Origin of the sequence: Caballeronia sp. TF1N1 (genome assembly GCF_022878925.1) — a bacterium.
Lineage (GTDB): Bacteria > Pseudomonadota > Gammaproteobacteria > Burkholderiales > Burkholderiaceae > Caballeronia.
Genome location: NZ_CP084626.1, coordinates 2,319,380 through 2,340,509, shown reverse-complemented (window position 1 = coordinate 2,340,509; position 21,130 = coordinate 2,319,380). Strand labels below are relative to the sequence as shown.

Annotated in this window: 23 protein-coding genes; 11 read left to right on the top strand and 12 right to left on the bottom strand. The window is 62.4% G+C overall.

Going from position 1 to position 21,130, the window contains the following annotated elements; all coding sequences use genetic code 11:
- Nucleotides 1-25: 25 nt before the first annotated feature.
- Both ybaK and plsY read left to right on the top strand, forming a co-directional pair.
- A complete protein-coding gene (gene ybaK / locus LDZ28_RS10850; RefSeq protein WP_244826161.1) occupies nt 26-517 on the top strand; it encodes a Cys-tRNA(Pro) deacylase in 492 nt (163 codons plus the stop codon).
- A 39-nt stretch (nt 518-556) separates the two neighbouring features.
- The gene (gene plsY, locus LDZ28_RS10845; RefSeq protein WP_244826160.1) at nt 557-1,201 is read left to right on the top strand and encodes a glycerol-3-phosphate 1-O-acyltransferase PlsY; all 645 of its coding nucleotides are present in this window, start codon (nt 557-559) and stop codon (nt 1,199-1,201) included.
- Nucleotides 1,202-1,340: 139 nt separating this feature from the next.
- Here plsY and LDZ28_RS10840 read toward each other — a convergent pair whose 3' ends face one another.
- Complete coding sequence (locus tag LDZ28_RS10840) at nt 1,341-1,826, bottom strand: YajQ family cyclic di-GMP-binding protein (protein WP_244826159.1); 486 nt, start codon at nt 1,824-1,826, stop codon at nt 1,341-1,343.
- Nucleotides 1,827-1,975: 149 nt separating this feature from the next.
- On the opposite strand from LDZ28_RS10840, the gene murB reads away from it, so the two are divergent.
- Entirely contained in the window at nt 1,976-3,010 is a 1,035-nt protein-coding gene (gene murB, locus LDZ28_RS10835; RefSeq protein WP_244826158.1) for a UDP-N-acetylmuramate dehydrogenase, read from the top strand.
- A gap of 159 nt (nt 3,011-3,169) precedes the next feature.
- On the opposite strand, the gene argF is transcribed toward murB, so the two are convergent.
- Complete coding sequence (gene argF / locus LDZ28_RS10830) at nt 3,170-4,099, bottom strand: ornithine carbamoyltransferase (protein WP_244826157.1); 930 nt, start codon at nt 4,097-4,099, stop codon at nt 3,170-3,172.
- Nucleotides 4,100-4,604: 505 nt separating this feature from the next.
- Here argF and LDZ28_RS10825 point away from each other — a divergent pair.
- Nucleotides 4,605-4,940, top strand: a complete 336-nt coding sequence (locus tag LDZ28_RS10825) for a DUF3579 domain-containing protein (protein WP_244826156.1) — start codon at nt 4,605-4,607, stop codon at nt 4,938-4,940.
- 135 nt (nt 4,941-5,075) lie between these two features.
- On the opposite strand, the gene rpsT is transcribed toward LDZ28_RS10825, so the two are convergent.
- Entirely contained in the window at nt 5,076-5,354 is a 279-nt protein-coding gene (gene rpsT, locus LDZ28_RS10820; RefSeq protein WP_244826155.1) for a 30S ribosomal protein S20, read from the bottom strand.
- Nucleotides 5,355-5,853: 499 nt separating this feature from the next.
- On the opposite strand from rpsT, the gene murJ reads away from it, so the two are divergent.
- Both murJ and LDZ28_RS10810 read left to right on the top strand, forming a co-directional pair.
- A complete protein-coding gene (gene murJ / locus LDZ28_RS10815) occupies nt 5,854-7,404 on the top strand; it encodes a murein biosynthesis integral membrane protein MurJ (RefSeq protein ID WP_309844240.1) in 1,551 nt (516 codons plus the stop codon).
- On the top strand, nt 7,404-8,249 hold the full coding sequence (locus LDZ28_RS10810) for a SirB1 family protein (protein ID WP_244826153.1): 846 nt from the start codon (nt 7,404-7,406) through the stop codon (nt 8,247-8,249). The genes murJ and LDZ28_RS10810 overlap by 1 nt, the downstream gene beginning before the upstream one ends.
- A 30-nt stretch (nt 8,250-8,279) precedes the next feature.
- Here LDZ28_RS10810 and LDZ28_RS10805 read toward each other — a convergent pair whose 3' ends face one another.
- From LDZ28_RS10805 to lpxK, 5 genes are all read right to left on the bottom strand, one after another.
- Nucleotides 8,280-9,038: a 3-hydroxyacyl-CoA dehydrogenase gene (locus tag LDZ28_RS10805; RefSeq protein ID WP_244826152.1), complete on the bottom strand. Its 759-nt coding sequence runs from the start codon at nt 9,036-9,038 to the stop codon at nt 8,280-8,282.
- Nucleotides 9,039-9,188: 150 nt separating this feature from the next.
- Complete coding sequence (adk, locus tag LDZ28_RS10800) at nt 9,189-9,851, bottom strand: adenylate kinase (protein ID WP_244826151.1); 663 nt, start codon at nt 9,849-9,851, stop codon at nt 9,189-9,191.
- A 285-nt stretch (nt 9,852-10,136) separates the two neighbouring features.
- Nucleotides 10,137-10,928 carry a 3-deoxy-manno-octulosonate cytidylyltransferase gene (kdsB, locus tag LDZ28_RS10795; protein ID WP_244826150.1) on the bottom strand — a complete coding sequence of 264 codons (792 nt, stop codon included), beginning with the start codon at nt 10,926-10,928 and terminating at the stop codon, nt 10,137-10,139.
- A 9-nt stretch (nt 10,929-10,937) separates the two neighbouring features.
- Nucleotides 10,938-11,144 carry a Trm112 family protein gene (locus LDZ28_RS10790; protein ID WP_244826149.1) on the bottom strand — a complete coding sequence of 69 codons (207 nt, stop codon included), beginning with the start codon at nt 11,142-11,144 and terminating at the stop codon, nt 10,938-10,940.
- Nucleotides 11,125-12,141, bottom strand: a complete 1,017-nt coding sequence (lpxK, locus tag LDZ28_RS10785) for a tetraacyldisaccharide 4'-kinase (protein ID WP_244826148.1) — start codon at nt 12,139-12,141, stop codon at nt 11,125-11,127. The genes LDZ28_RS10790 and lpxK overlap by 20 nt, the downstream gene beginning before the upstream one ends.
- A 473-nt stretch (nt 12,142-12,614) precedes the next feature.
- On the opposite strand from lpxK, the gene xseA reads away from it, so the two are divergent.
- The 3 genes from xseA (at nt 12,615) to LDZ28_RS10770 (ending at nt 15,112) form a co-directional block, all read left to right on the top strand.
- Nucleotides 12,615-13,982 carry an exodeoxyribonuclease VII large subunit gene (gene xseA, locus LDZ28_RS10780; protein WP_244826147.1) on the top strand — a complete coding sequence of 456 codons (1,368 nt, stop codon included), beginning with the start codon at nt 12,615-12,617 and terminating at the stop codon, nt 13,980-13,982.
- 198 nt (nt 13,983-14,180) lie between these two features.
- The gene (locus LDZ28_RS10775; RefSeq protein ID WP_244826146.1) at nt 14,181-14,762 is read left to right on the top strand and encodes a superoxide dismutase; all 582 of its coding nucleotides are present in this window, start codon (nt 14,181-14,183) and stop codon (nt 14,760-14,762) included.
- A 197-nt stretch (nt 14,763-14,959) separates the two neighbouring features.
- The gene (locus LDZ28_RS10770; protein ID WP_244826145.1) at nt 14,960-15,112 is read left to right on the top strand and encodes a hypothetical protein; all 153 of its coding nucleotides are present in this window, start codon (nt 14,960-14,962) and stop codon (nt 15,110-15,112) included.
- 9 nt (nt 15,113-15,121) lie between these two features.
- On the opposite strand, the gene LDZ28_RS10765 is transcribed toward LDZ28_RS10770, so the two are convergent.
- From LDZ28_RS10765 to LDZ28_RS10755, 3 genes are all read right to left on the bottom strand, one after another.
- Complete coding sequence (locus LDZ28_RS10765; protein WP_244826144.1) at nt 15,122-16,396, bottom strand: EAL domain-containing protein; 1,275 nt, start codon at nt 16,394-16,396, stop codon at nt 15,122-15,124.
- A gap of 280 nt (nt 16,397-16,676) precedes the next feature.
- On the bottom strand, nt 16,677-18,110 hold the full coding sequence (gene mdtD / locus LDZ28_RS10760; protein WP_244826143.1) for a multidrug transporter subunit MdtD: 1,434 nt from the start codon (nt 18,108-18,110) through the stop codon (nt 16,677-16,679).
- Nucleotides 18,111-18,129: 19 nt separating this feature from the next.
- Nucleotides 18,130-18,876, bottom strand: a complete 747-nt coding sequence (locus LDZ28_RS10755) for a GntR family transcriptional regulator (protein ID WP_244826142.1) — start codon at nt 18,874-18,876, stop codon at nt 18,130-18,132.
- Nucleotides 18,877-19,132: 256 nt separating this feature from the next.
- On the opposite strand from LDZ28_RS10755, the gene LDZ28_RS10750 reads away from it, so the two are divergent.
- The gene (locus LDZ28_RS10750; RefSeq protein WP_244826140.1) at nt 19,133-19,441 is read left to right on the top strand and encodes a type II toxin-antitoxin system RelE/ParE family toxin; all 309 of its coding nucleotides are present in this window, start codon (nt 19,133-19,135) and stop codon (nt 19,439-19,441) included.
- A 3-nt stretch (nt 19,442-19,444) separates the two neighbouring features.
- A complete protein-coding gene (locus LDZ28_RS10745) occupies nt 19,445-19,750 on the top strand; it encodes an addiction module antidote protein (RefSeq protein ID WP_244826139.1) in 306 nt (101 codons plus the stop codon).
- Nucleotides 19,751-19,755: 5 nt separating this feature from the next.
- Here LDZ28_RS10745 and LDZ28_RS10740 read toward each other — a convergent pair whose 3' ends face one another.
- Nucleotides 19,756-20,970, bottom strand: coding sequence for an MFS transporter (locus LDZ28_RS10740; RefSeq protein ID WP_244826137.1), 1,215 nt, complete (start codon nt 20,968-20,970; stop codon nt 19,756-19,758).
- Nucleotides 20,971-21,130: the final 160 nt, after the last annotated feature.

Here is a 21,130-nt window from a genome sequence, read left to right as displayed (position 1 = left end):
GAAGCCGCGCCGCTACAATGCCTCCATGTCGAAAACCAAACATGTCTCCGAAACCCCGGCGACGCAGTTTCTGCGCCGTAACAAGGTCGAGTTCGGCGAGCATCCCTACGATTATGTCGAGCACGGCGGCACGGAGGAGTCCGCGCGGCAACTCGGCGTGGACGAGCATCGCGTCGTCAAGACACTTGTGATGGAAGACGAGAACGCGAAGCCGCTCATCGTGCTCATGCATGGCGACCGCACGGTGTCGACCAAGAACCTCGCGCGGCAGACGGGCGCGAAGCGCATCGAGCCATGCAAGCCCGAAGTGGCGAACCGGCATTCGGGCTATCTCGTGGGCGGCACGTCGCCGTTCGGCACAAAGAAGGCAATGCCGGTGTTTGTCGAATCGAGCATTCTCGAACTCGACATCATCTATCTGAACGGCGGCCGGCGCGGCTATCTCGTCAGTCTCGATCCGGCGGTGCTCACCGGCTTGCTCAACGCGAAGCCCGTGCAGTGCGCGAGCGTCGATTAGAATGCTGACCGCATTCGCCACGTCAAAGAAAGAGCCAACATGATTCCTCTGATCGTCGCCGTCGTGTCCTATCTGATCGGCTCGATTTCATTCGCCGTCGTCGTCAGCAAGTCGATGGGCCTCGCCGATCCCCGTTCGTACGGCTCGGGCAATCCCGGCGCGACCAACGTGCTGCGCACCGGCAACAAGAAAGCGGCCATCCTCACGTTGATCGGCGATGCGTTCAAAGGCTGGCTGCCCGTGTGGGTCGTCGTGCACTTCGGCGCGGGCTGGGGGCTCGATCCGGCCGGGCTCGCGAGCGCGATCGCGCTGTCGGCCATCGCGGTTTTTCTCGGGCATCTGTACCCGATCTTCTTCAAGTTTCAGGGCGGCAAGGGCGTCGCGACGGCGGCCGGCGTGCTGCTCGCCATTCATCCGGCGCTCGGGGCGGCTACCTTGCTGACCTGGCTGATCATCGCGTTCTTCTTTCGCTATTCGTCGCTCGCGGCGCTCGTCGCAGCGGTCTTCGCACCGTTTTTTCAGGTGTTCCTGTTCGGGCCGAGCCGCATCTCGCTCGCCGTGCTGGCGATGAGCGCGCTGCTCATCTGGCGGCATCGGGCCAATATTTCGAAGTTGCTGGCGGGGCAGGAGAGCCGTATCGGCGACAAGAAGAAAGCGGCGCAGGCGGCGAGCGAAGCGGACTGAGCGCGGACCGGCGCAACGCTCGGCCTACCAAACAAAACGCCGTTCCACAGGCATGCGGAACGGCGTTTTTACGTGCGCTGCATGGCGCTGCGGGAAAGTCCTGCCCTGCGCCGTTGGCCCGCTTGCTAAAGGTGAAAACTCAGTCGCGGAAGTTGTTGAAGTCGAGCGGCGTGTCCGTGACTTCCTTTTTGAGCAGCGCGATGGTGCTTTGCAGGTCGTCGCGCTTCGTGCCTTGTATGCGCACCGCGTCGCCCTGAATGCTCGCCTGCACCTTGATCTTGCTGTCCTTCACGATTTTCACGACCTTCTTCGCCAGATCGCCCGACACGCCTTTCTTGATGGTCACGACCTGCTTGAGCTTGTCGCCGCCGATCTTTTCCTGCTTGCCGTAGTCGAGAAAACGCACGTCGACGCCGCGCTTGGCCAGCTTGCCGACCAGCACGTCCTTGACCTGGCCGAGCTTGAAATCGTCGTCGGCGTAGAGCGTGAGGTCGCGCTCCTTCTGTTCGACGCGTGAATCCGAACCCTTGAAGTCGAAACGCGTCGAGATTTCCTTGTTCGATTGTTCGATCGCGTTCTTCACTTCGATCATGTTTGCTTCGCTGACGACGTCAAACGATGGCATCTTGTTTTCCCCTTCAATGAGGCGAGCGCGCAGCGGGCGCGGCTCGCGCAATCGCTATAATCACAGACCTGACGTCATTCTACCGACGCGCCTGCGGTTCCCCAAGGTTGCGCCGATTCTCCCGGTTCGCCACGCGGTTTTTCCCTGTCATGTCCCACGCTTCCTTCACGCCGCCACCGTTGCTCGACGACTATTCGCTGCGAGCGCACAACACGTTCGGCTTCGACGTGCGAGCGCGTCACGCCATGCACGTCGATAGCGTCGATGCCGCGATCTCGCTCGCCGCCGATGCGCGCATCGCCAACATGCAGCAGTTCGTGCTCGGCGGCGGCAGCAATGTCGTGCTGACGCGCGAATTCGATGGCGTCGCGCTGATCGTCGGCATTCGTGGCAAGCGCGTGATCCACGAAGATGACGACGCCTGGCTCGTCGAAGCGGGCGCGGGCGAGAGCTGGCACGAGTTCGTCGCGTGGACGCTTGCGCAAGGCATGCCGGGCCTTGAAAACCTCGCGCTCATTCCCGGAACGGTCGGCGCGGCGCCTATCCAGAACATCGGCGCGTATGGCCTGGAAATGGGCGAGCGCTTCGAACGGCTGCACGCGGTGGAACTCGCGACTGGCGCGCACGCCCGTTTCGACCGGAATGAATGCGCGTTCGGTTATCGCGACAGTTTCTTCAAGCGGGAAGGGCGCGGGCGCTTTCTGATCACGTCGGTGGTGTTCCGGCTGCCGAAAGCGTGGCAGCCGCGCGCAGACTACGCGGATGTCGCGAGGGCGCTGGAAGGCGCATCCAGCCACGATGCACGAGCCATCTTCGATGCCGTCGTCGCCGTGCGCCGCGCCAAATTGCCGGACTGGACCGTGCTCGGCAACGCGGGCAGCTTTTTCAAAAATCCGGTGGTGAGCGCGGAAGCGTTCGATGCATTGCGCGTGCGCGAACCCGGCGTCGTGTCGTATCGTCAGCCGGACGGAGCGGTGAAGCTGGCCGCGGGTTGGCTGATCGACCAGTGCGGGTGGAAGGGGCGTGGCGTCGGTGGCGCGGCGGTGCATGACCGGCAGGCGCTCGTGCTCGTGAATCGTGGTGATGCGACCGGCGCGCAAGTGCTCGAACTCGCCGAAGCGATCAAGCGCGACGTGCTCGCGCGCTTCGATGTCGAACTGGAGATGGAGCCGGTTTGCTTGTGAAACCGATGAGCGTCGGGTTCGTGCGTCGAGGGCCGACGTTGGCGGCATGCGGTCGCGTTGACCACGATGAAGTCAGCCACGCGCGCGTGACCGGACCCTGACCAACGCCGCGAAGAAGGGCGGCACTTCGATTCGAACCCCGCCCTTCCCGACAGCAACTCAGTGATTGAGCTTGCCCAGCAGCAAAAACTCCATCAACGCTTTCTGCACATGCAGACGGTTTTCCGCTTCGTCCCACACGACGCTTTGCGGGCCGTCGATCACTTCGGCGCTCACTTCCTCACCGCGATGCGCCGGCAAGCAGTGCATGAAGAGCGCATCCGGGTTGGCGCGGGACATCATCTCGCTATCGACGCACCAGTCCGCGAAGGCCGCCTTGCGCGCTTCGTTTTCCGCTTCGAAGCCCATGCTGGTCCAGACATCGGTGGTGACGAGATCGGCGCCCGCGCACGCTTCGTTCGGGTCTTCGAATGCTTCGTAGAACGGCTTGCTGTCTTCAGAAACCAGCGCGTGATCGAGCGTGTAGCCGGGCGGCGTCGAGAGGCGCAATTTGAAGCCCAGAATCTGCGCGGCTTCTATCCACGTGTAGAGCATGTTGTTCGCGTCGCCGACCCACGCGACCGTCTTGCCGTGAATCGGCCCGCGTTGTTCGTAGTACGTGAAAATGTCCGCGAGCACCTGACACGGGTGATACTCGTTGGTCAGCCCGTTGATGACCGGCACGCGCGAATTTTCCGCGAAGCGCTCGATGATCTCCTGCCCGAACGTGCGGATCATGATGATGTCCACCATGCGCGAGATGACTTGCGCCGCGTCCTCGACCGGCTCGCCGCGCCCGAGCTGCGTGTCGCGCGTATTGAGGAACACCGCGTGGCCGCCTAGCTGGAAGATGCCCGCCTCGAAGGAAAGGCGCGTGCGCGTCGAATTTTTCTCGAAGATCATCGCGAGCGTGCGGTCGTGCAGCGGATGAAAAGTCTCGTAGTTCTTGAATTTGCGCTTCAGAATGCGCGCGCGTTCGAGCACGTACTCGTAGTCGTCGAGTGAAAAATCCTTGAACTGAAGATAATGGCGAATTTTTTTGGCGGTCATGAAACGCAAGCGGCGGCTTCGACCCGGTGCCCGCCGATGCGCGAAGCGGCATCGAAAAGACCGGACGGCGCCGCCGTCGGGAGTGGTATCGCGTTCGAGCTTAAAGGATTTTGCGATGTTTGACGAGGCTACCGAGGAGCCGATCGCTTTCTCCAGAAGGCTTCTGGACGGCCTTGCAGGGCGCTTGCAAGCATTGGTGCGCTGCGGAAGAAGGGTCGCTGCTGTATAATTGCGCTCGCTCGTTTCAACCGCTCTGCAACATTCAGCACCGTTTCACGCGTATGTGTACGAAGGCTCGCAAGAGCCGCTCGTGTTACCCCTTGCGTGTCTGGATTCAACAGTGCAGTCGAGTCCGTCTTCAGGGTGCGGGCGTGGCCAAGTCGGGAATTTTCTGTGACTGCCGCGTTCAGAGCCGCTAGTGCCTGCCAATGCAGGGCTCGTGGTTTCCGCGTCCGGTCGGCGCGTTCGCCGGTGTGCATCACCGGCTGTCAAAAGGTAATGCTACATGGCTGAATCATCCCCTACCGAGTACTTCATACAAGGCATCACCAAGAGCGGGCGCACGTTTCGGCCAAGCGACTGGTCCGAGCGCCTGTGCGGAGTGATGTCGGCTTTTGGGCCGGGGAAGAAAGGGCCGAACGCGCGCCTGCAATATTCCATCTATGTGCGGCCGACCATCATCGGGGACATCAAGGTCGTCATTCTCGACTCGCGCCTGCGCGACATCGAGCCAATGGCTTTCGACTTCGTGCTGAACTTCGCGAAGGACAACGATCTGGTCGTGACCGAGGCATGCGAGCTGCCGCCGCATCACGGCACGCAGACGCAGCAGAAGCGTTAATCAGCGCTTGTGGACCGACGAAAAAAAGCCCGCGTTTGCGGGCTTTTTCTTTACTGCGCAGCGGAAACAGGAAGCTGCTTCCAGTCAACTGCGGCAATGCATTGCATGCGCGCGTTTACCGGAAGCAAGCCGGAATTACTGGGCAGCGGGGGCCTGCAAGCCCTTGATGGCTGCGGCCAGGCGGCTCTTATGACGAGCAGCCTTGTTCTTGTGGACGATCTTCTTGTCCGCGATGATGTCGATCGTCTTGACCGACGACTTGAACAATTCGGCTGCCTTGGCTTGGTCGCCGGCGTCGATCGCCTTGCGAACTGCCTTGATGGCCGTGCGGAACTTCGAGCGCAGCGCCGAGTTGTGCGAGTTGGCTTTGGCACCCTGACGGGCGCGCTTGCGAGCTTGTGCGGTATTTGCCATGACGGTTCCTTATCCTGTTTCTGCTGTTACTTGTCTGGAGCGCGTTACCCTTGTCTCGATGACTCCGGCGTCTTGCCAGGAGCGCCCGAAATGAGCACGAGAGGGCGATTCTTAACGCACTGCCTATGATCGGAATTCCCGGGAACGATTGCCCGAGAGCCTTGAAACTTGGCCTGACAGCGTGAATCTTGCTGTCGACTCTATGCCATTTCCACGTGTCTCCCTTGCCTCCCTTGTCTGTTAGGCAAGAAATGACATGAAGCGTCGAACTGTGCGAACTGTAAGTGCGTCACGACTGCGTGGATTGTAGCAGTGCGCGAAAGCCGAGCTTCAAAACACGCGATTATAGCAAGCAAATACGAGATGTGACAAGAAAAGCCTCGCTCTGACGCCATTGCGCCGCAAATTCGATGCAATGGGTCAAAGTGACGTGCGCGAACGCCGATGCGGCCGCCGCGATCCGAAGCGCATCGCGCACGCCCCGTATAATAAGCGCCCCATGAATCTATTCCGAGCCCTCCTGACGGTCAGCGGCTTCACGCTTTTGTCGCGCGTGACCGGCCTGATCCGCGAAACGCTGATCGCCCGTGCCTTCGGCGCCAGTCTATACACCGACGCGTTCTATGTCGCGTTCCGCATACCGAACCTGCTGCGGCGTCTGTCCGCGGAAGGCGCGTTCGCGCAGGCGTTCGTTCCTATCCTCGCCGAGTTCAAGAACAGCCAGGGTCACGATCCGACCAAGGCGCTCGTCGATGCCATGTCCACCGTGCTCACCTGGGGCCTCGTCGTGCTGTCGCTCGTCGGCATGGCCGGCGCGAGCTGGGTCGTCTTCGCGGTCGCGTCCGGCCTGAAGCACGATGGTCAGGCGTACGTCCTTGCCGTTGAGATGACGCGGATCATGTTCCCATACATCATCTTTATCTCGCTGACGACGCTCGCCTCGGGCGTGCTCAATACGTACAAGCAGTTCTCGTTGCCCGCGTTCGCGCCGGTGCTCCTGAACGTGTCGTTCATTTTCGCGGCGGTGTTCGTCGCGCCGCATCTGAAAGTGCCGGTGTACGCGCTGGCCTACGCGGTGATCGCGGGTGGCGCGTTGCAGTTCCTCGTGCAGTTTCCGGGGCTGCGGAAGATCGACATGGCGCCGCGCATCGGGCTCAACTTCTTGCAGGCCCTGCGGCATCCGGGCGTGAAGCGCGTGCTGCTGAAGATGGTGCCCGCCACGTTCGCGGTGTCGGTCGGACAACTGAGCCTCATCATCAACACGAATATCGCGTCGAATATCGGGCAGGGCGCGGTGTCATGGATCAACTACGCCGACCGGCTGATGGAGTTTCCCACCGCGCTCCTCGGCGCGGCGCTCGGCACGATCCTGCTGCCGAGTCTCTCGAAAGCCCACGTCGATGCCAACAACGACGAGTATTCCGCGCTGCTCGACTGGGGTTTGCGCATCACCTTTCTGCTCGCGGCGCCGAGCGCGGTCGCATTGTTCTTCTTCGCCGAACCGCTCACCGCGACGCTCTTTCACTACGGCAAGTTCGACAGCCATTCCGTCGTGATGGTCGGCCGCGCGCTGTCGGCGTATGGCATTGGGCTGATCGGGCTGATCCTCATCAAGATCCTGGCGCCGGGTTTCTACGCGAAGCAGGACATCAAGACGCCGGTGAAGATCGCCATTGGCGTGCTCATCATGACGCAGGTGAGCAACTACATCTTCGTGCCGATCTTCTCGCACGCGGGTCTTACGCTCTCTATCGGCCTCGGCGCACTCGCGAACGCACTGCTGTTGTTCATCGGCTTGCGGCGCCGGCAGATCTATAAGCCGTCGCCGGGCTGGCTGCTATTCTTCGTGCAGATGATCGGGGCATGCCTCGTGCTGGCTGGAACCATGCACTGGGTCGCTGGCAACTTCGACTGGATCGCCATGCGCGCAACGCCGTTCACGCGGATCGCGTTGCTGGGTGCGAGCCTTGTCGTGTTCGCCGCGTTATATTTCGGTATTCTGGCGGCGATGGGCTTCAAATACGCCTATTTCAAGAGACGAACGCTTTGATGACGACAACGCGTATCCTCGATTACTTCACTTCGCTCGTGGCGGACGACGAGAGTCTTCCGCTCACGGAAGCGGCTTTGTCGCTTGCGCAGGACGCGTATCCCGATCTCGACATGCAAGCGGTGCTCGCGGAGATCGACGAACTCGTCGTGCGGGCGCGCCGCCGCATGCCCGACGACGCGGACATGAAGCAAAAGGTCGAGGCGCTCAATCGTTATTTCTTCCGCGAGCTGGGTTTCTCAAGCAACCTCAACGATTACTACGACCCGGACAACAGCCATCTGAACGTGGTGTTGCGACGGCGTCGCGGCATTCCGATTTCGCTTGCGGTGATCTATCTGGAAATGGCCGATCAGCTCGGTCTGCCCGTGCGCGGCGTGTCGTTTCCCGGGCATTTCCTGCTGCGTGTCTCGACGCCCGATCACGATCTCATGCTCGATCCGACCACCGGCCAGACGCTTTCCGAAGCGCAGATGGTCGAAATGCTGGAGCCGTACGTGCAGCGCGTGGGCGAATCCATTGGCAGCGCGTTGCGCGTGTTGTTGCAGCCTGCGACACGCCGCGAGATCGTCGCGCGCATGCTGCGCAATCTGAAAAGCATCTACTTGCAGACGGAGCGCTGGCAGCGCTTGCTCGCCGTGCAGCAGCGGCTCGTCATCGTGTTGCCGGGAAGTATCGAGGAAGTGCGCGACCGTGGTTTTGCCTACGCGCGGCTCGATTATCTGCGTCCGGCGCTCGAAGATCTGCAGCGTTATCTGGAAGATCGTCCCGATGCGGAAGATGCAACCGTCGTCGAAACCGAGCTGCATGAACTGAGGCAGCGCACGCAGCACGACGGCGACTAAGAACGGCGGAGCGATCCGCCGTTTTTTTGCTTACTTCGGCTGCATGCGAATTGCGCCGTCGAGACGGATGACTTCGCCGTTGAGCATCGGGTTATCGAAGATCTGTTTGACGAGCAGCGCGTATTCGTTCGGCTTGCCAAGACGCGGCGGGAACGGAACCATGGCGCCGAGCGCGTCCTGTACGTCTTGCGGCATGCCGAGCAGCATCGGCGTTTCGAAGAGACCAGGCGCGATGGTCATCACGCGGATACCGTTTCTCGACAAATCGCGCGCGATGGGCAACGTCATGCCGGCCACGCCGCTCTTGGACGCGGCATAGGCCGCCTGGCCCATTTGCCCGTCGAACGCCGCGACCGACGCCGTATTCACGATCACCCCGCGTTCGCCCGTTTCGTTGGGCGCGTTCTTCGACATGACCTCGGCCGCGAGCCGAATCATGTTGAACGTGCCGATGAGATTAACCGCGATGACCTTGCTGAACAGATCGAGCGGATGCGGCCCGTCGCGGCCCACCGTCTTCGATGCCGGCGCGATGCCCGCGCAATTCACTAGTCCACGCAGAGTGCCGCGTTGAGTGGCGGCTTCGATGGCGCGGTGGCCGTCGCCCTCCTGACTGACATCGCATTTGACGAACTCGCCGGACAACTCCTTCGCCAGCGCGGCGCCCGCCGCTTCGTTCATGTCCGCGATGACGACCGTTCCGCCTAGCCCGGCGACGAGCCGCGCGGTGGCCTCACCCAGGCCGGACGCGCCGCCGGTGATCAGAAAAACGTTGCCTTGTATCTCCATGTCTCTTCTCCTTGATATGAGGAAGTGCTGCATTCGCGGCCCTCGTGAGGCCGTTCGATTTTATGGCTCGCCGTTTTAGCTTGGCGAGAAAGTTTGAAGGCGTAAAAAAACCCGCTCGGCGAAGAGCGGGTTTTCCGTGACGCGGGCAAGTTACTTCAAAGCATCGAACACGCGCGTGCGGATTTCATCGACCGCGCCGAGCCCGGAAATCTTGCGATATTCCGGCGCCTTCAGCCCGTTCGTTTCACCGCGCTTCGCCCAGTCGTTGTAGTACGCGATGAGCGGCTTGGTCTGCGCTTCATACACGTCGAGCCGCTTCTTCACGGTTTCTTCCTTGTCGTCGTCGCGCTGGATCAGCGGCTCGCCGGTGACGTCGTCCGTCATGTCGTTCTTCGGCGGATTGAACTTGACGTGATACGTGCGGCCCGACGCCGCGTGGACGCGACGCCCGCTCATACGCGTGATGATCTCGTCGAACGGCACGTCGATTTCCAGCACGTAGTCGATTACGACAGCCGCGTTCTTCATGGCTTCCGCTTGCGGAATGGTGCGCGGGAAACCGTCGAACAGATAGCCGTTCTTGCAGTCGTCCGCGAGCAGCCGCTCCTTTACGAGATTGATGATGAGCGTGTCCGGCACGAGCTCGCCCGCGTCCATATAGCCCTTGGCCTCGACGCCGAGCGGCGAGCCCGCCTTCACGGCCGCGCGCAACATGTCGCCGGTCGAGATCTGCGGAATGCCGAACTTTTCCTTGATGAAGTTTGCCTGGGTGCCCTTGCCCGCGCCGGGTGCGCCCAACAGGATCAAACGCATGGTGATATCTCCGAATCGTCTAGAAACCGCGCGGCGAGTCTGAATCTGCATCCGGTGGCCAGGCTCGCGCGGCGTCGACGACAGAGCGCGCAGCCGATTCGAAAGTCGGCGCGGCACCCGCGGACAGCGGCGCAACGTTGAGCGTGGCGCTGACCGGAAGGCTCGCGCAATCGCTTGATTATGCCACGGCTCATTACGAACGCGGCCGTAATAACGGCGATAGAAATCGCTGTGATTCCCGCCGCGCAAGCGTTTGGCGGGGGTATACACGGGTTGTGCGAGCTTTCAGCCGGCGCTGGAAAAGAGCGCCTGGACGCGCGCGAGATCGGCGGGTGTATCGACGCCCGGTGCAGGTGTTTCATGCGTGACGCGCACCGCGATGCGCTCGCCATGCCACAACGCGCGCAGTTGTTCGAGCGCCTCGGCGGCTTCGATGGGCGCTTGCGCGAGGTTTGGAAACTCGCGCAGAAACTTCGCGCGATACGCGTACAGGCCAATATGCCGCAGCACGTTTTCGGGCACCGCGGGCAGCGCCGAAAGCGCGGCGACGTCCGGCCAGTGCGATTGCCACGCGTCGCGCGTCCAGGGAATGGGCGCACGCGAGAAGTAGAGCGCGACGCTCTTCGCATCGAGCACGACTTTCACGACATTCGGATTGAACACGTCGGCGGGATCGTGAATGGGATGCGCGGCCGTGGCGATTGCGCATTCGGGATGCGCCGCGAGATGCGCGGCGACATCGCGCACGAGTTGCGGGTCGATGAGCGGCTCGTCGCCCTGAACGTTCACGACGATGGCGTCGTCGGGCCAGTTCAGACGCGTCGCCACTTCGGCGAGACGGTCGGTGCCGGTGGGGTGATCCGAGCGCGTGAGCATCACTTCGATGCCGTGATCGCGCGAAGCCTCGACCACGCGGTCGGAGTCGGTTGCGACGATCACCTGGCTCGCGCCGGACTCGCGCGCGCGTTCGGCGACGCGCACGACCATCGGCTTACCGCCGATATCGGCGAGTGGTTTGTTCGGCAGCCGTGTGGAAGCAAGACGCGCCGGAACGACGGCGATGAACGGCACGGACATGATCGGACCTTACGCGCCGCCAACCGGCTTCAACGGCTCGACCGGCGTGCCTTCCACCGTTTGACGCGCTTCGTCGACGAGCATCACGGGAATGCCGTCGCGAATGGGATAAGCAAGCTTGTCCGCGCTGCAGACGAGTTCCTGCGCCGCGCGGTCATAGGTGAGCGGACCCTTGCAGATCGGGCAGACGAGGATTTCAAGCAGACGTGCGTCCACGGAGTTTCTCCACAACTAGAGCGATGAGGCGAGGCCTGAGCACGGCTTGCACGGGAACGACCCAGATGCGCGCATCACGCCAGGCCCCAAATTTTACTGCATCCTTCTCGGTGATCAGGATGGCGTCGGCTTTCACGTCCTCGAAAGGATTCTCGCGATACGAATAGTGATCGGGGAACGCGCGCGTGCCAGGCGTGATGCCGGCGGCGCGCAAGGTCGCGAAGAAACGCTCGGGCGAACCGATGCCCGCGGCGGCGACCACTTTCTCGCCTGCGAACTGCGCGAGCGGACGGCGCACCGATGGATCGTCGAGCAGCCAGGCATCGCCTGATTCGAGTTCGAGCGCGAAGGTGTTGGGCCACGGCGGCAAGGTGCGGTCGTAGGGGCTGTTGATGAGCGTCGCGTCGCGATGGCGCGACATCGGTTCGCGCAACGGGCCGGCGGGCAGCAGGAAGCCGTTGCCGCCGAGGCGGTCGTCGAATACGACGAGCTCGAACACGCGCGCGAGCCGATAGTGCTGCAGGCCGTCGTCGGACACGATGACATCGACTTCGGGATGCGCCTCGACCAGCGCACGCGCCGCCGCTACGCGATCCGGGCATACGAAGACCGGCGCGTGAGTGCGGCGCGCGATCAGCAGCGGCTCGTCGCCGACTTGCGCGGCGGCCGAGGTCGGCGCGACGCTCGTCGGCTTCGCGATCTTCGCGCCGTATCCGCGCGAAACGACGCCCGGCTGATGCCCTGCCGCGCGCAGAGCCTCGACGAGCGCGATGACCGTCGGCGTCTTGCCCGTGCCACCAACCGTCACGTTGCCGACGACGACCACCGGCACGCCGACATCGACGCGCTTGATCCAGCCGAGTTCGAAGAACGCCCGGCGCGTCGCGGCAATCGCGCCGAAGATGCAGGCGAAGGGCGTGAGCGCCCACGCAACGGGACCGCGCTTGCGCCATTCGCGTGCGAAAAAGTTTTCGATGGGCGGTTTGAAGTCAGACATGGTCCGCCTTCGCGACGATGGCGTTTGAGCCGGTCAACGGGTGAAGCTTGGCGCGCAACGGCAACTCCTTCTATACGGTCAGCGTTGAACGGAATGCATGGCCGGCGATGTTTGCTACGCAGGGTCAGGCCGGTGCTCGAACCCCGGACTCTATCGCGCGGACGGCCTCGACGCCAGCCGGTTAGCCAAACGGCCGAGGGCGCGCGCCTGTGGATAACTCTGTGAAAAACTCGCGGCCGAAGTGCAGCGAATCCGCGTCAGGAAAGAGTTGCTTCGGATAATGCAGACATAAGACAAATATAAGCGCGTTAAATCAACGAGTTGCAACGTACTCAAAGGCCTGCCGGGGTGCTTGCGATCAGCAAGCGGTAAGTCTTTCTGTGTGGACACTTGCTACACTGGCGTACCTTATCCGGCGGATCTTGTCCATCAGTCAGATGGTTCTTCCGGCCCGATCTTTCGCTTTCTCGCCCATGACTCCCGATTCTTTGATGCCGCAAGGCAGCGATGCCGTCATCCCCGTTTCCGTGCTCAATCGTGCGATCAACACGATGCTCGAACGGTCGTTTCCGCTCGTGTGGGTATCGGGCGAAGTCTCGAACTTCACGCGCGCCGCGAGCGGACACTGGTACTTCTCGATCAAGGATGCGGGCGCGCAGATGCGCTGCGTGATGTTTCGCGGCCGCGCGCAATACGCCGAATTCACGCCGCGCGAAGGCGACAAGATCGAGGTGCGCGCGCTCGTCACCATGTACGAGCCGCGCGGCGAACTGCAACTCAACGTGGAAGCGGTGCGGCGCACGGGGCAGGGGCGGCTTTTCGAGGCATTTCTGCGGCTGAAGGCGCAGCTCGAAAGCGAAGGCTTGTTCGCGGCGGAACGCAAGCGCGCGCTGCCGACGCTTCCGCGTGGCATAGGCATCGTGACGTCGCTGCAGGCGGCGGCGTTGCGCGACGTGTTGACGACACTCGCGCGCCGCGCGCCACACGTGCCGGTCGTCGTTTATCCCGCGCCGGTGCAAGGAACGGGCGTCGGCGCGAAGCTCGCGGCGATGGTCGAAGCGGCGAGCGCGCGGCGCGAAGTCGATGTGCTGATCGTGTGCCGGGGCGGCGGGTCCATCGAAGATTTATGGGCGTTCAACGAGGAAGTGCTCGCGCGCGCGATCGCGGCGAGCAGCGTGCCGGTGGTGAGCGGCGTCGGCCATGAGACCGACTTCACGATCGCCGATTTCGCCGCCGACATGCGCGCGCCGACGCCGACCGCCGCTGCCGAACTCGTCAGTCCGCAGCGCGTGGTGTTGCTGCAGGAATTGGATCAGCGTCACGCGGCGCTCGCACGAAGTTTTGGCCGGACGATGGAGCGTCGCGCCCAAGAACTCGACTGGCTCGCGCGCCGCCTCGTGAGTCCCGCCGAGCGTCTGGCAAGGCAACACGTGCATCTGCGGCAACTGGCGAGCCGGCTCGCCACGGCGGGCGCCCGCCCGGTTCGCGATGCACGCGCGCATTTCGCGCTGGTGCAGTATCGGTGGCAACGCAGAAGGCCGGATGTCGCGACGCAGATCGAGCATCTCGGCCGTTTGGCCGAGCGCATGCAGCGTGCGCGCGAGCGTCATCATGAGCGTGCGAACGCGCGCGTGTCCGAGCTTGCGGCGCGCTTGCAGGTGCTGAGTCCGCAGCGCACGTTCGAGCGCGGTTACGCCGCCCTGATCGATACCCAAACCGGCCGTGCGCTGCGCGCGCCGGACGCACTCAAACCGAAGCGTCCGATGACCGTGCATCTCGCGGAAGGCTCCGCCGATGTCCTTCTCGCCGATGTCCAGCCGCGTTTGTCCGACGAATTCTGACGGCCTCGACACCGTTTTTTTGACGAAGCCGCGCAGTGCCGCAGGAGCACTTTTAACGCTGCATTCAAGCTTTGGAAAGCAATCTTGCTCATAAAGGCAGGCGGTTTGCGGGGTTATCCCAAGTCGCCTACAATCCATTGCTCCAGCGCTTCACTCCCCACAGTCCCTACAAATCACATAGAAAAGGAAGCTGCAATCATGGAACATACCCTCCCGCCGTTGCCGTTCGACAAGAACGCGCTTGCTCCGCACATGTCGGAAGAAACGCTCGAGTATCACTATGGCAAGCATCACCAGACCTATGTGACGAACCTCAACAAGCTGATTCCGGGCACCGAATTCGAGAACCTTCCGCTCGAAGAGATCGTGAAGAAGTCGTCGGGCGGCGTGTTCAACAACTCGGCGCAAGTCTGGAATCACACGTTCTTCTGGAACAGCCTGTCGCCGAACGGCGGCGGCGCACCGACGGGCGCGCTGGCTGACGCGATCAACGCCAAGTACGGCTCGTTCGACAAGTTCAAGGAAGAGTTCGCCAAGGTCGCGACCGGCACGTTCGGTTCGGGCTGGACGTGGCTTGTAAAGAAGACGGACGGCTTGCTCGATATCGTCTCCACCAGCAACGCCGCCACGCCGCTCACGACGGATGCCAAGCCGCTCGTGACCATCGACGTATGGGAACATGCTTATTACATCGATTACCGCAATGCGCGTCCGAAGTTCATCGAAGCGTATTGGAACATCGTGAATTGGGACTTCGCTTCGAAGAATTTCGGGGCTTAAGGCTTACGGTTTGCGCCGATCCCGCATCGTCGTTCGCGATGTCGGATCGAACGAAAAGCCCTCTGCGGAGGGCTTTTTGCATGGCGAGGAACGTTCGCGCGTCGGCGGTTTCTGCGTCTTGCCGCCGGGAAATCTAGAATGTCGCTTTGATCGGCCGTGCCGCATCGCTTGGGTCGGCCCTCACGCGTGATATCACGATGAAGCGCTTTCTCGCCCTCTGTCTCGCCGCATGGTCCGCTGCGGCGCTTTTATATTTCGGACGCCATTCCACGGCGTTGATCGTGCTGTCCGGCGTGCTCGCGCTTGCAGGGTTCGATATCGTCAAGCCCGACGCCGAGCGCCGGTCGTAATCCCGCGATTCAGCGCCGCCGCGGCACCGCTTCCCAGTTGATATCGACGCATAGCACCTGCAAGCCATACGGCGTCTGCGCGGCGATGGATGCCGTCACGCAAAGATGCGCCTCGTTGATGGACAGATACGGCGCGGTCAACTGCACGCGTCCTGGCGCGCGCAACGCCTCGATGAAATACGGCCGACGCTCCCAGCTCGCGCCTTCCGAATGCAGCAGCGGACTGAAACGCTTCGCGCGCTGCGATGTACGCACGACCGGCACGACGTTATCGCCGATCTGCCGGCCTTCCTGATCGAGCAGAAAACAGCGCGCCGTATCGACCAGTTGCAGCAGCTCGCTCGTCGCGGCGGCCAGCGTTTCGCCTTCCATGAGCTTGACTGCCGCGCGTTCGAGGCCGCTCACGTAGGGTTCGAGACGCGCGGCTTGCGCCCGGTCGCGCGCGCCCACGCGTTCGCGCGACGCAGCCGACAACGCATCCATCACGCCCGCGGCGACTTGCGGATGCACGGCATCGACGCTCGGCTGCGCGAAGTACGCGCCCTGCACGAAATCGACATTGCATTCGAGCGCGATCAGCGCGTCGCGCTCGGTCGCGAGGCCGCCCATCAACACGAGTTGCCCGGATTCATGCAGCAGCGATACAAGCCGGGGCAACACGCGCTCGATATGCGAATGCTCGGTCGCCTGCTGGAGAATGCAGCGGTCGAGCGTCACGATGTCAGGCCGCAACTGCCACACGCGATCGATATTCGAATGCTTCACGCCGAAGCCATCCAGCGCGATCAGAAACCCCGACTTGCGCATGGAGTCGATGATTTCGGTGAAGCGCGTCGTCTCGCCGCCCGCCTGTTCGGGCACTTCCAGCACCACGCGCTGCGGCGGCAAGCCGATGTCCTTCAACGCCGCGAGGAGCGCGTCGCCGTAGCTCGTGTCCATCAGCGCGGCGGGGTGGAGGCTCAGAAAGAGCCATTCGTCGTGGCTGTCGAACGCGTTGAAGTTGCCCAGATGAAGGGACTCGGCCAATCGTCCCAGTTCCAGAAGATCGCCGCGCCGTGCCGCCTGGGTGAACACTTCGTGTGACGGTACATGACGATGTGTCTCGTCCCGTGCACGCAAGGACGCGTGATAGCCGATCGCACGCCGATGCGACACCGAGAACACCGGCTGAAACACGCTGAACACGGTGTACTCGCCGTACAGCACGGTGCGACGCGAGCCGTCATCGCCCGCGACGGGACGCGGCGACTGGAAGCGGGGTGGATCGATGTCAACCATGCTCATGGTGTCGAGGGCCGGGCAATTTACTTAATGAGACAGTTTACAAGATCGGGCACATCACGTTCGAGCAAAAAGCGTGCGAATTCAATGTGCAAGCGGGGAGCGCGATTAATCGGCGCGCTTTTGTGTGTACATTGGCTCGGCGCACGGCCGGACGGTAATGCACGATGCGGCGGCATGCCGCTTGAAGGTCGTGTAGCGGTGCTGTCCGCACTCTGTCGGTGCGAAACGCACAATCGGATGGCGCGGCGAAAATTTTCGGCCGAGCCGACGAAACCCGGCTTTAGTTCGCTTCGGAAGGATCTGTCTTTCGCTTCGTCGAGCGTACTTCCGGCGCAAGCTGCCCGAAAATCCACGCCGTTGCCGCCGTGATGATGCCCACGCAAAGGAAGGTTGCGTGGAACGCGGGCAGCGAATTGGTTTCCGTCACGCGCGTGAGGATGCCGGTGAAGGTGGCGAGGATCGCGCCGGCGATGGTCACGCCAAGGCTCATCGACAGCATCTGCACGAGCGAAAACAGGCTATTGCCGCTGCTCGCGCCGCCGGTGCCGAGGTCTTTCAGCGTGAGCGTGTTCATGGCGGTGAACTGCATCGAGTTGACGCCGCCGAAGATCGCCAGTTGCACGAGACGCAGCCAAAGCGGCTGATGTTCGCTCGTGAGTCCGAAGCTCGCCATCATCAGCCCGACGAGCACGGTGTTCACGACCAGCACGCGCCGATAACCATGCTTTTCGATCAGCCGCGTCACGAGCCGTTTGCACAGCATGCCGGCCGCGGCGACCGGCAGCATCATCATGCCCGCCTGAAACGGCGTGTAGCCGAGGCTCACCTGCAAGAGCAGCGGGATCAGATAAGGCATCGCGCCGCTGCCGATGCGCGCGAAGAGATTGCCGAGCAGGCCGACGCTGAACGTGTGGATCTTGAACAGATCGAGCGAGAAGATGGGTTGCGCGGCGCGCGTCGCATGCAAACCATAGGCGACGAAGCATCCGAGGCTCAACACCAGCAACACGATGACGATGGCATGCGGCAGACCGAGATCGGCCAGGCCATCGAGCGAGATCGTCAGCGCGACCATGCCGACTGCGAGCAGCAGATAGCCGGCAAGATCGAAGGGCGCGGTGGCGGGATTGCGGCTATCGGGCAAAAACATCTTGGTCGCGATGCAGCCCACCACACCCACCGGCACGTTGATGAGGAAAATCCAGTGCCACGACGCGATCTGCACGAGCCAGCCGCCGAGCGTTGGCCCGATGAGTGGCCCGATAAGCCCCGGAATCGCGACGAACGCGAGCGCCGACAAATAGCGTTCGGCGGGAAACACGCGCAACACGGCCAGACGTCCGACAGGCAACAGCATCGCGCCGCCGATGCCTTGCACGACGCGGAACGCGACCAGCGCCGTCAGCGACTGCGCGTTCGCGCACAAGAGCGAGCCGATGGTGAACACGAGAATCGCGCTGAAGAACACGCGCTTCGTGCCGAGCTTGTCGGCGAGCCAGCCGGACACGGGGATCATCATCGCCATCGTGAGCGAATAGCCGATCACGACGCCTTGCATGCGCAGCGGCGCTTCGCCGAGACTTTTCGCCATCGCGGGCAAGGCCGTGTTGACGATGGTCGAGTCGAGCGTCTGCATGAAGAAGCCCGTGGCGACGAGCCACAGCATGACGGTGAGTGAGCGTTCCGAAGGCGTCGTGGCGGCGATGTCGGTCATGGGCGCGTCGGCGCGTGAGTCACTTGCGCAACTCGGCGACGAAGTCGTAGTAGTCGTTGCGGCAGTAGGTATCGGTGAGTTCGATCGCGCGTTGATCGGCGGTATAGCCTACGCGCGTGATGAGCAAAAGCGCGTCGTGCGGCGCGATGCCCATCTGCTGCGCGATCTCCGCGCTCGCGTTCACCGCGCGAAAGTGCTGCAGCGCGCGCACGATCGAGAGGCCGCGCGTGTCGAGATAACTGTAGAGCGAGTCGCCGATGACCAGCGGATCGGGAATGAGCGAGGCGGGAAACGTGGAGTTTTCGACCGCCATGACGATGTCGTCGGCGAGACGCAGGCGCTTCAGGCGCGTGACGGCGGCGGCGGGCGAGAGGCCGAGTTGAATGACTTCGTCGCGATTGGCGGGCTCGATCTTGCGCGAGAGCCATTGCGAGCTCGGCGTAAAACCTCGGCGGCGTAGCATCTCCGAGAAGCTCGACAGACGCGAGAGCGGGTCTTCGTAGCGCGGCGTGATGAAGCTGCCCGCGCCTTGTTCACGGCGAATCAGCCCTTGTTCGACGAGCAACGCGATGGCTTTCCTCGATGTGATCCGCGAGACGCCCAGCGCTTCGGACAGCACACGCTCGGAGGGCAGGGCTTCGCCTGCGTTCCAGCGATTGTCGTGGATGGCGTTGGCGAGCTTGCGTGCGAGTTGCAGATAGAGCGGAGTGTCGCTGTCCGGGTCCGGGCGCAGGTCACGCCAGCGGTCTTCCGAGGTCTGGTTCATAAAGCGGACGCTTGTGGGCCGAGCGGTGATTTTAAGGCAAAGGTGTGCGGATCGTTCGGGGGTTTTTGATGAGCGGCGCGATGGCTCGGCGGCTGGCCTCTAGCGGCGATCGATTCGAGACTTACTCCCTGACGCGGGTGGCGACTTTTAGAGTGTCCCTGCGAAAAATAGACAGAGGCAAATTTTTGCCGTGAATTTCCTATTAGATAGACTGACCTGTCAACTGTGGTTGACGGTTTGTGAACCATGGATTACGATGACTTCCAGGCTTAACATTCGGACCACGGAGCTTTTTGACGACTGGTTCGTTGCATTGAAGGACCGCATCGCAAAACGCCGAATTCAAGCTCGTATCGACCGACTCGCGTCGGGCAATCCAGGCGACACAAACTCGGCCGGCTCACCGGTGATTGAAATGCGGATCGATCATGGACCAGGCTATCGTGTTTATTACGTTCATCGTGGAGACGTGCTGGTGATCCTGCTATGTGGGGGCGATAAGTCGACTCAAGACAGAGACATCAAGTCCGCACACGCCATGCTGCCTCACCTTGACATGGAGTAATCAATGACCCCAACCAAGATCAAAACTCGTCCCTGGGACTCGGTCGAGCACCTTAAGACCGAGGAGGACCTTGCTGAGTATTTCGATGCATGTCTTCAAGAAGGCGGCGACGATTCCGCGTTTATTGCACACGCGCTAGGCGTGATTGCGCGAGCGCGCGGCATGGCGCAGTTGGCGCGCGATACAGGCATCAGCCGCGAAGGGCTTTACAAAGCGCTATCGGAAGACGGCAACCCCAGCTTCGCAACCATCCTCAAAGTAGTCAAAGCGCTCGGCCTGCAATTGCATGGCTCGAAAGCCGGCGCCTGATCAACTCACGCCGTCGCGGGCCCACCCAGACCGCGCCCGCCACGCATATAAAGCGCCACCGACAAGCCCACCGCCAACGCCGCAGCCAGCGCGGCAAACAAGAACACCGACCCGTATCCAAACTCGCCAGCGACATAACCCGCCAAAGGCCCGGTCAATCCCAGCGACAAGTCCAGAAACACCGAGTAGGCCGACAACGCCGCGCCGCGCGAAGCCGGCGGCACGAGCCCCACCGCCTCGACGCCCAGCGCCGGAAACACGAGCGCGAAGCCGAAGCCGGTCAACGCAGCGCCTGCCAGCGCGAAGGTCGGCTCGGCTGCGAGCCATAGCATCAGCAAGCCCGCGCATTCGAAACAGAACGAGACGATCGCCACACGGAAGCCGCCATACACCTTGATCGTGTTGGCGAACAAAAGCCTCGCGCCGACGAACGTCGTGCCGAACACCGTGAGCGAGAGCGCCGCGTGCGGCCAGTTGTGCGCGGCATAGAAGAGGGTGATGAAAGTCGCAATGGAACCGAAGCCCGCCGAACCCAGCGCAAGCCCAATCCCGTGCGGCAGCACGCGGAAGAACACGCTGCGGTACGACATGCGCTCGCCATGCACCACCGGCACGCTTTCCATGCGCTTCGCGAGCCAGTAACCGAGGCCGCCCAGCGCGATCACGATGAGCGCAAGCGCGGAAAAGCCCAGCGAATTGTCGATCGCCACGCCGAGCGGCGCGCCGATGGCCAGCGCGCCATATGTCGCAATACCGTTCCACGAAATCACTTTCGCGTTGTGCGAGACGCCCACGCGGCCGATTCCCCACGTGATCGATCCCGTGCCGACGAGACTTTCGCCGACTCCGAGCACGAGCCGCGCGATCACCAGCAGCACGAGACTCACCGCATGCCACTGCGTCGCGAGCGCGGAGGTCAGGAGCATTGCGCCGCTGATCGCGCAGGCCACGAGACCGTAGAGCACGGTTTGCTTGGGGCCGGCGGTATCGGCTGAACGACCGGCGAGCGGCCGCGACAACAAGGTGGCGAAGTACTGAACGCTGATCGCGGCGCCCGCCATCACCGAGCCGTAGCCCAGATCCGTGTGCACGAAGCCCGGCAAGACCGCCAGCGGGATGCCGATGGTCAGATAGCAAAGGAACGTGTACACGACGACCGACACGATTCGAAGCGTGACGGCGAAGTCGCCTTGCGGCGCGGTGGCGGGTTGGGTGGACATAGAAAGGCGCGGGTTACTACGGGGTTGATTTCGATGCGAAAGCGTGATTGTCACATAGCTTGCGACCCGACGTCGCGCCAGTTTTGTAACCACGTGGTCCAAATTGCCTGTCCGAACGGTCGGGCGGCATGTCGGGAAGCCGCGCTGCATAAGGGTTTCG

What these genes read in the sequence shown, in the direction of transcription:
- ybaK (WP_244826161.1), top strand. Translation starts at nt 26, where the DNA reads ATGTCGAAAACCAAACATGTCTCCGAAACCCCGGCGACGCAGTTTCTG.
- plsY (WP_244826160.1), top strand. Translation starts at nt 557, where the DNA reads ATGATTCCTCTGATCGTCGCCGTCGTGTCCTATCTGATCGGCTCGATT.
- LDZ28_RS10840 (WP_244826159.1), bottom strand. Translation starts at nt 1,826, where the DNA reads ATGCCATCGTTTGACGTCGTCAGCGAAGCAAACATGATCGAAGTGAAG.
- murB (WP_244826158.1), top strand. Translation starts at nt 1,976, where the DNA reads ATGTCCCACGCTTCCTTCACGCCGCCACCGTTGCTCGACGACTATTCG.
- argF (WP_244826157.1), bottom strand. Translation starts at nt 4,099, where the DNA reads ATGACCGCCAAAAAAATTCGCCATTATCTTCAGTTCAAGGATTTTTCA.
- LDZ28_RS10825 (WP_244826156.1), top strand. Translation starts at nt 4,605, where the DNA reads ATGGCTGAATCATCCCCTACCGAGTACTTCATACAAGGCATCACCAAG.
- rpsT (WP_244826155.1), bottom strand. Translation starts at nt 5,354, where the DNA reads ATGGCAAATACCGCACAAGCTCGCAAGCGCGCCCGTCAGGGTGCCAAA.
- murJ (WP_309844240.1), top strand. Translation starts at nt 5,854, where the DNA reads ATGAATCTATTCCGAGCCCTCCTGACGGTCAGCGGCTTCACGCTTTTG.
- LDZ28_RS10810 (WP_244826153.1), top strand. Translation starts at nt 7,404, where the DNA reads ATGACGACAACGCGTATCCTCGATTACTTCACTTCGCTCGTGGCGGAC.
- LDZ28_RS10805 (WP_244826152.1), bottom strand. Translation starts at nt 9,038, where the DNA reads ATGGAGATACAAGGCAACGTTTTTCTGATCACCGGCGGCGCGTCCGGC.
- adk (WP_244826151.1), bottom strand. Translation starts at nt 9,851, where the DNA reads ATGCGTTTGATCCTGTTGGGCGCACCCGGCGCGGGCAAGGGCACCCAG.
- kdsB (WP_244826150.1), bottom strand. Translation starts at nt 10,928, where the DNA reads ATGTCCGTGCCGTTCATCGCCGTCGTTCCGGCGCGTCTTGCTTCCACA.
- lpxK (WP_244826148.1), bottom strand. Translation starts at nt 12,141, where the DNA reads ATGTCTGACTTCAAACCGCCCATCGAAAACTTTTTCGCACGCGAATGG.
- xseA (WP_244826147.1), top strand. Translation starts at nt 12,615, where the DNA reads ATGACTCCCGATTCTTTGATGCCGCAAGGCAGCGATGCCGTCATCCCC.
- LDZ28_RS10775 (WP_244826146.1), top strand. Translation starts at nt 14,181, where the DNA reads ATGGAACATACCCTCCCGCCGTTGCCGTTCGACAAGAACGCGCTTGCT.
- LDZ28_RS10770 (WP_244826145.1), top strand. Translation starts at nt 14,960, where the DNA reads ATGAAGCGCTTTCTCGCCCTCTGTCTCGCCGCATGGTCCGCTGCGGCG.
- LDZ28_RS10765 (WP_244826144.1), bottom strand. Translation starts at nt 16,396, where the DNA reads ATGAGCATGGTTGACATCGATCCACCCCGCTTCCAGTCGCCGCGTCCC.
- mdtD (WP_244826143.1), bottom strand. Translation starts at nt 18,110, where the DNA reads ATGACCGACATCGCCGCCACGACGCCTTCGGAACGCTCACTCACCGTC.
- LDZ28_RS10755 (WP_244826142.1), bottom strand. Translation starts at nt 18,876, where the DNA reads ATGAACCAGACCTCGGAAGACCGCTGGCGTGACCTGCGCCCGGACCCG.
- LDZ28_RS10750 (WP_244826140.1), top strand. Translation starts at nt 19,133, where the DNA reads ATGACTTCCAGGCTTAACATTCGGACCACGGAGCTTTTTGACGACTGG.
- LDZ28_RS10745 (WP_244826139.1), top strand. Translation starts at nt 19,445, where the DNA reads ATGACCCCAACCAAGATCAAAACTCGTCCCTGGGACTCGGTCGAGCAC.
- LDZ28_RS10740 (WP_244826137.1), bottom strand. Translation starts at nt 20,970, where the DNA reads ATGTCCACCCAACCCGCCACCGCGCCGCAAGGCGACTTCGCCGTCACG.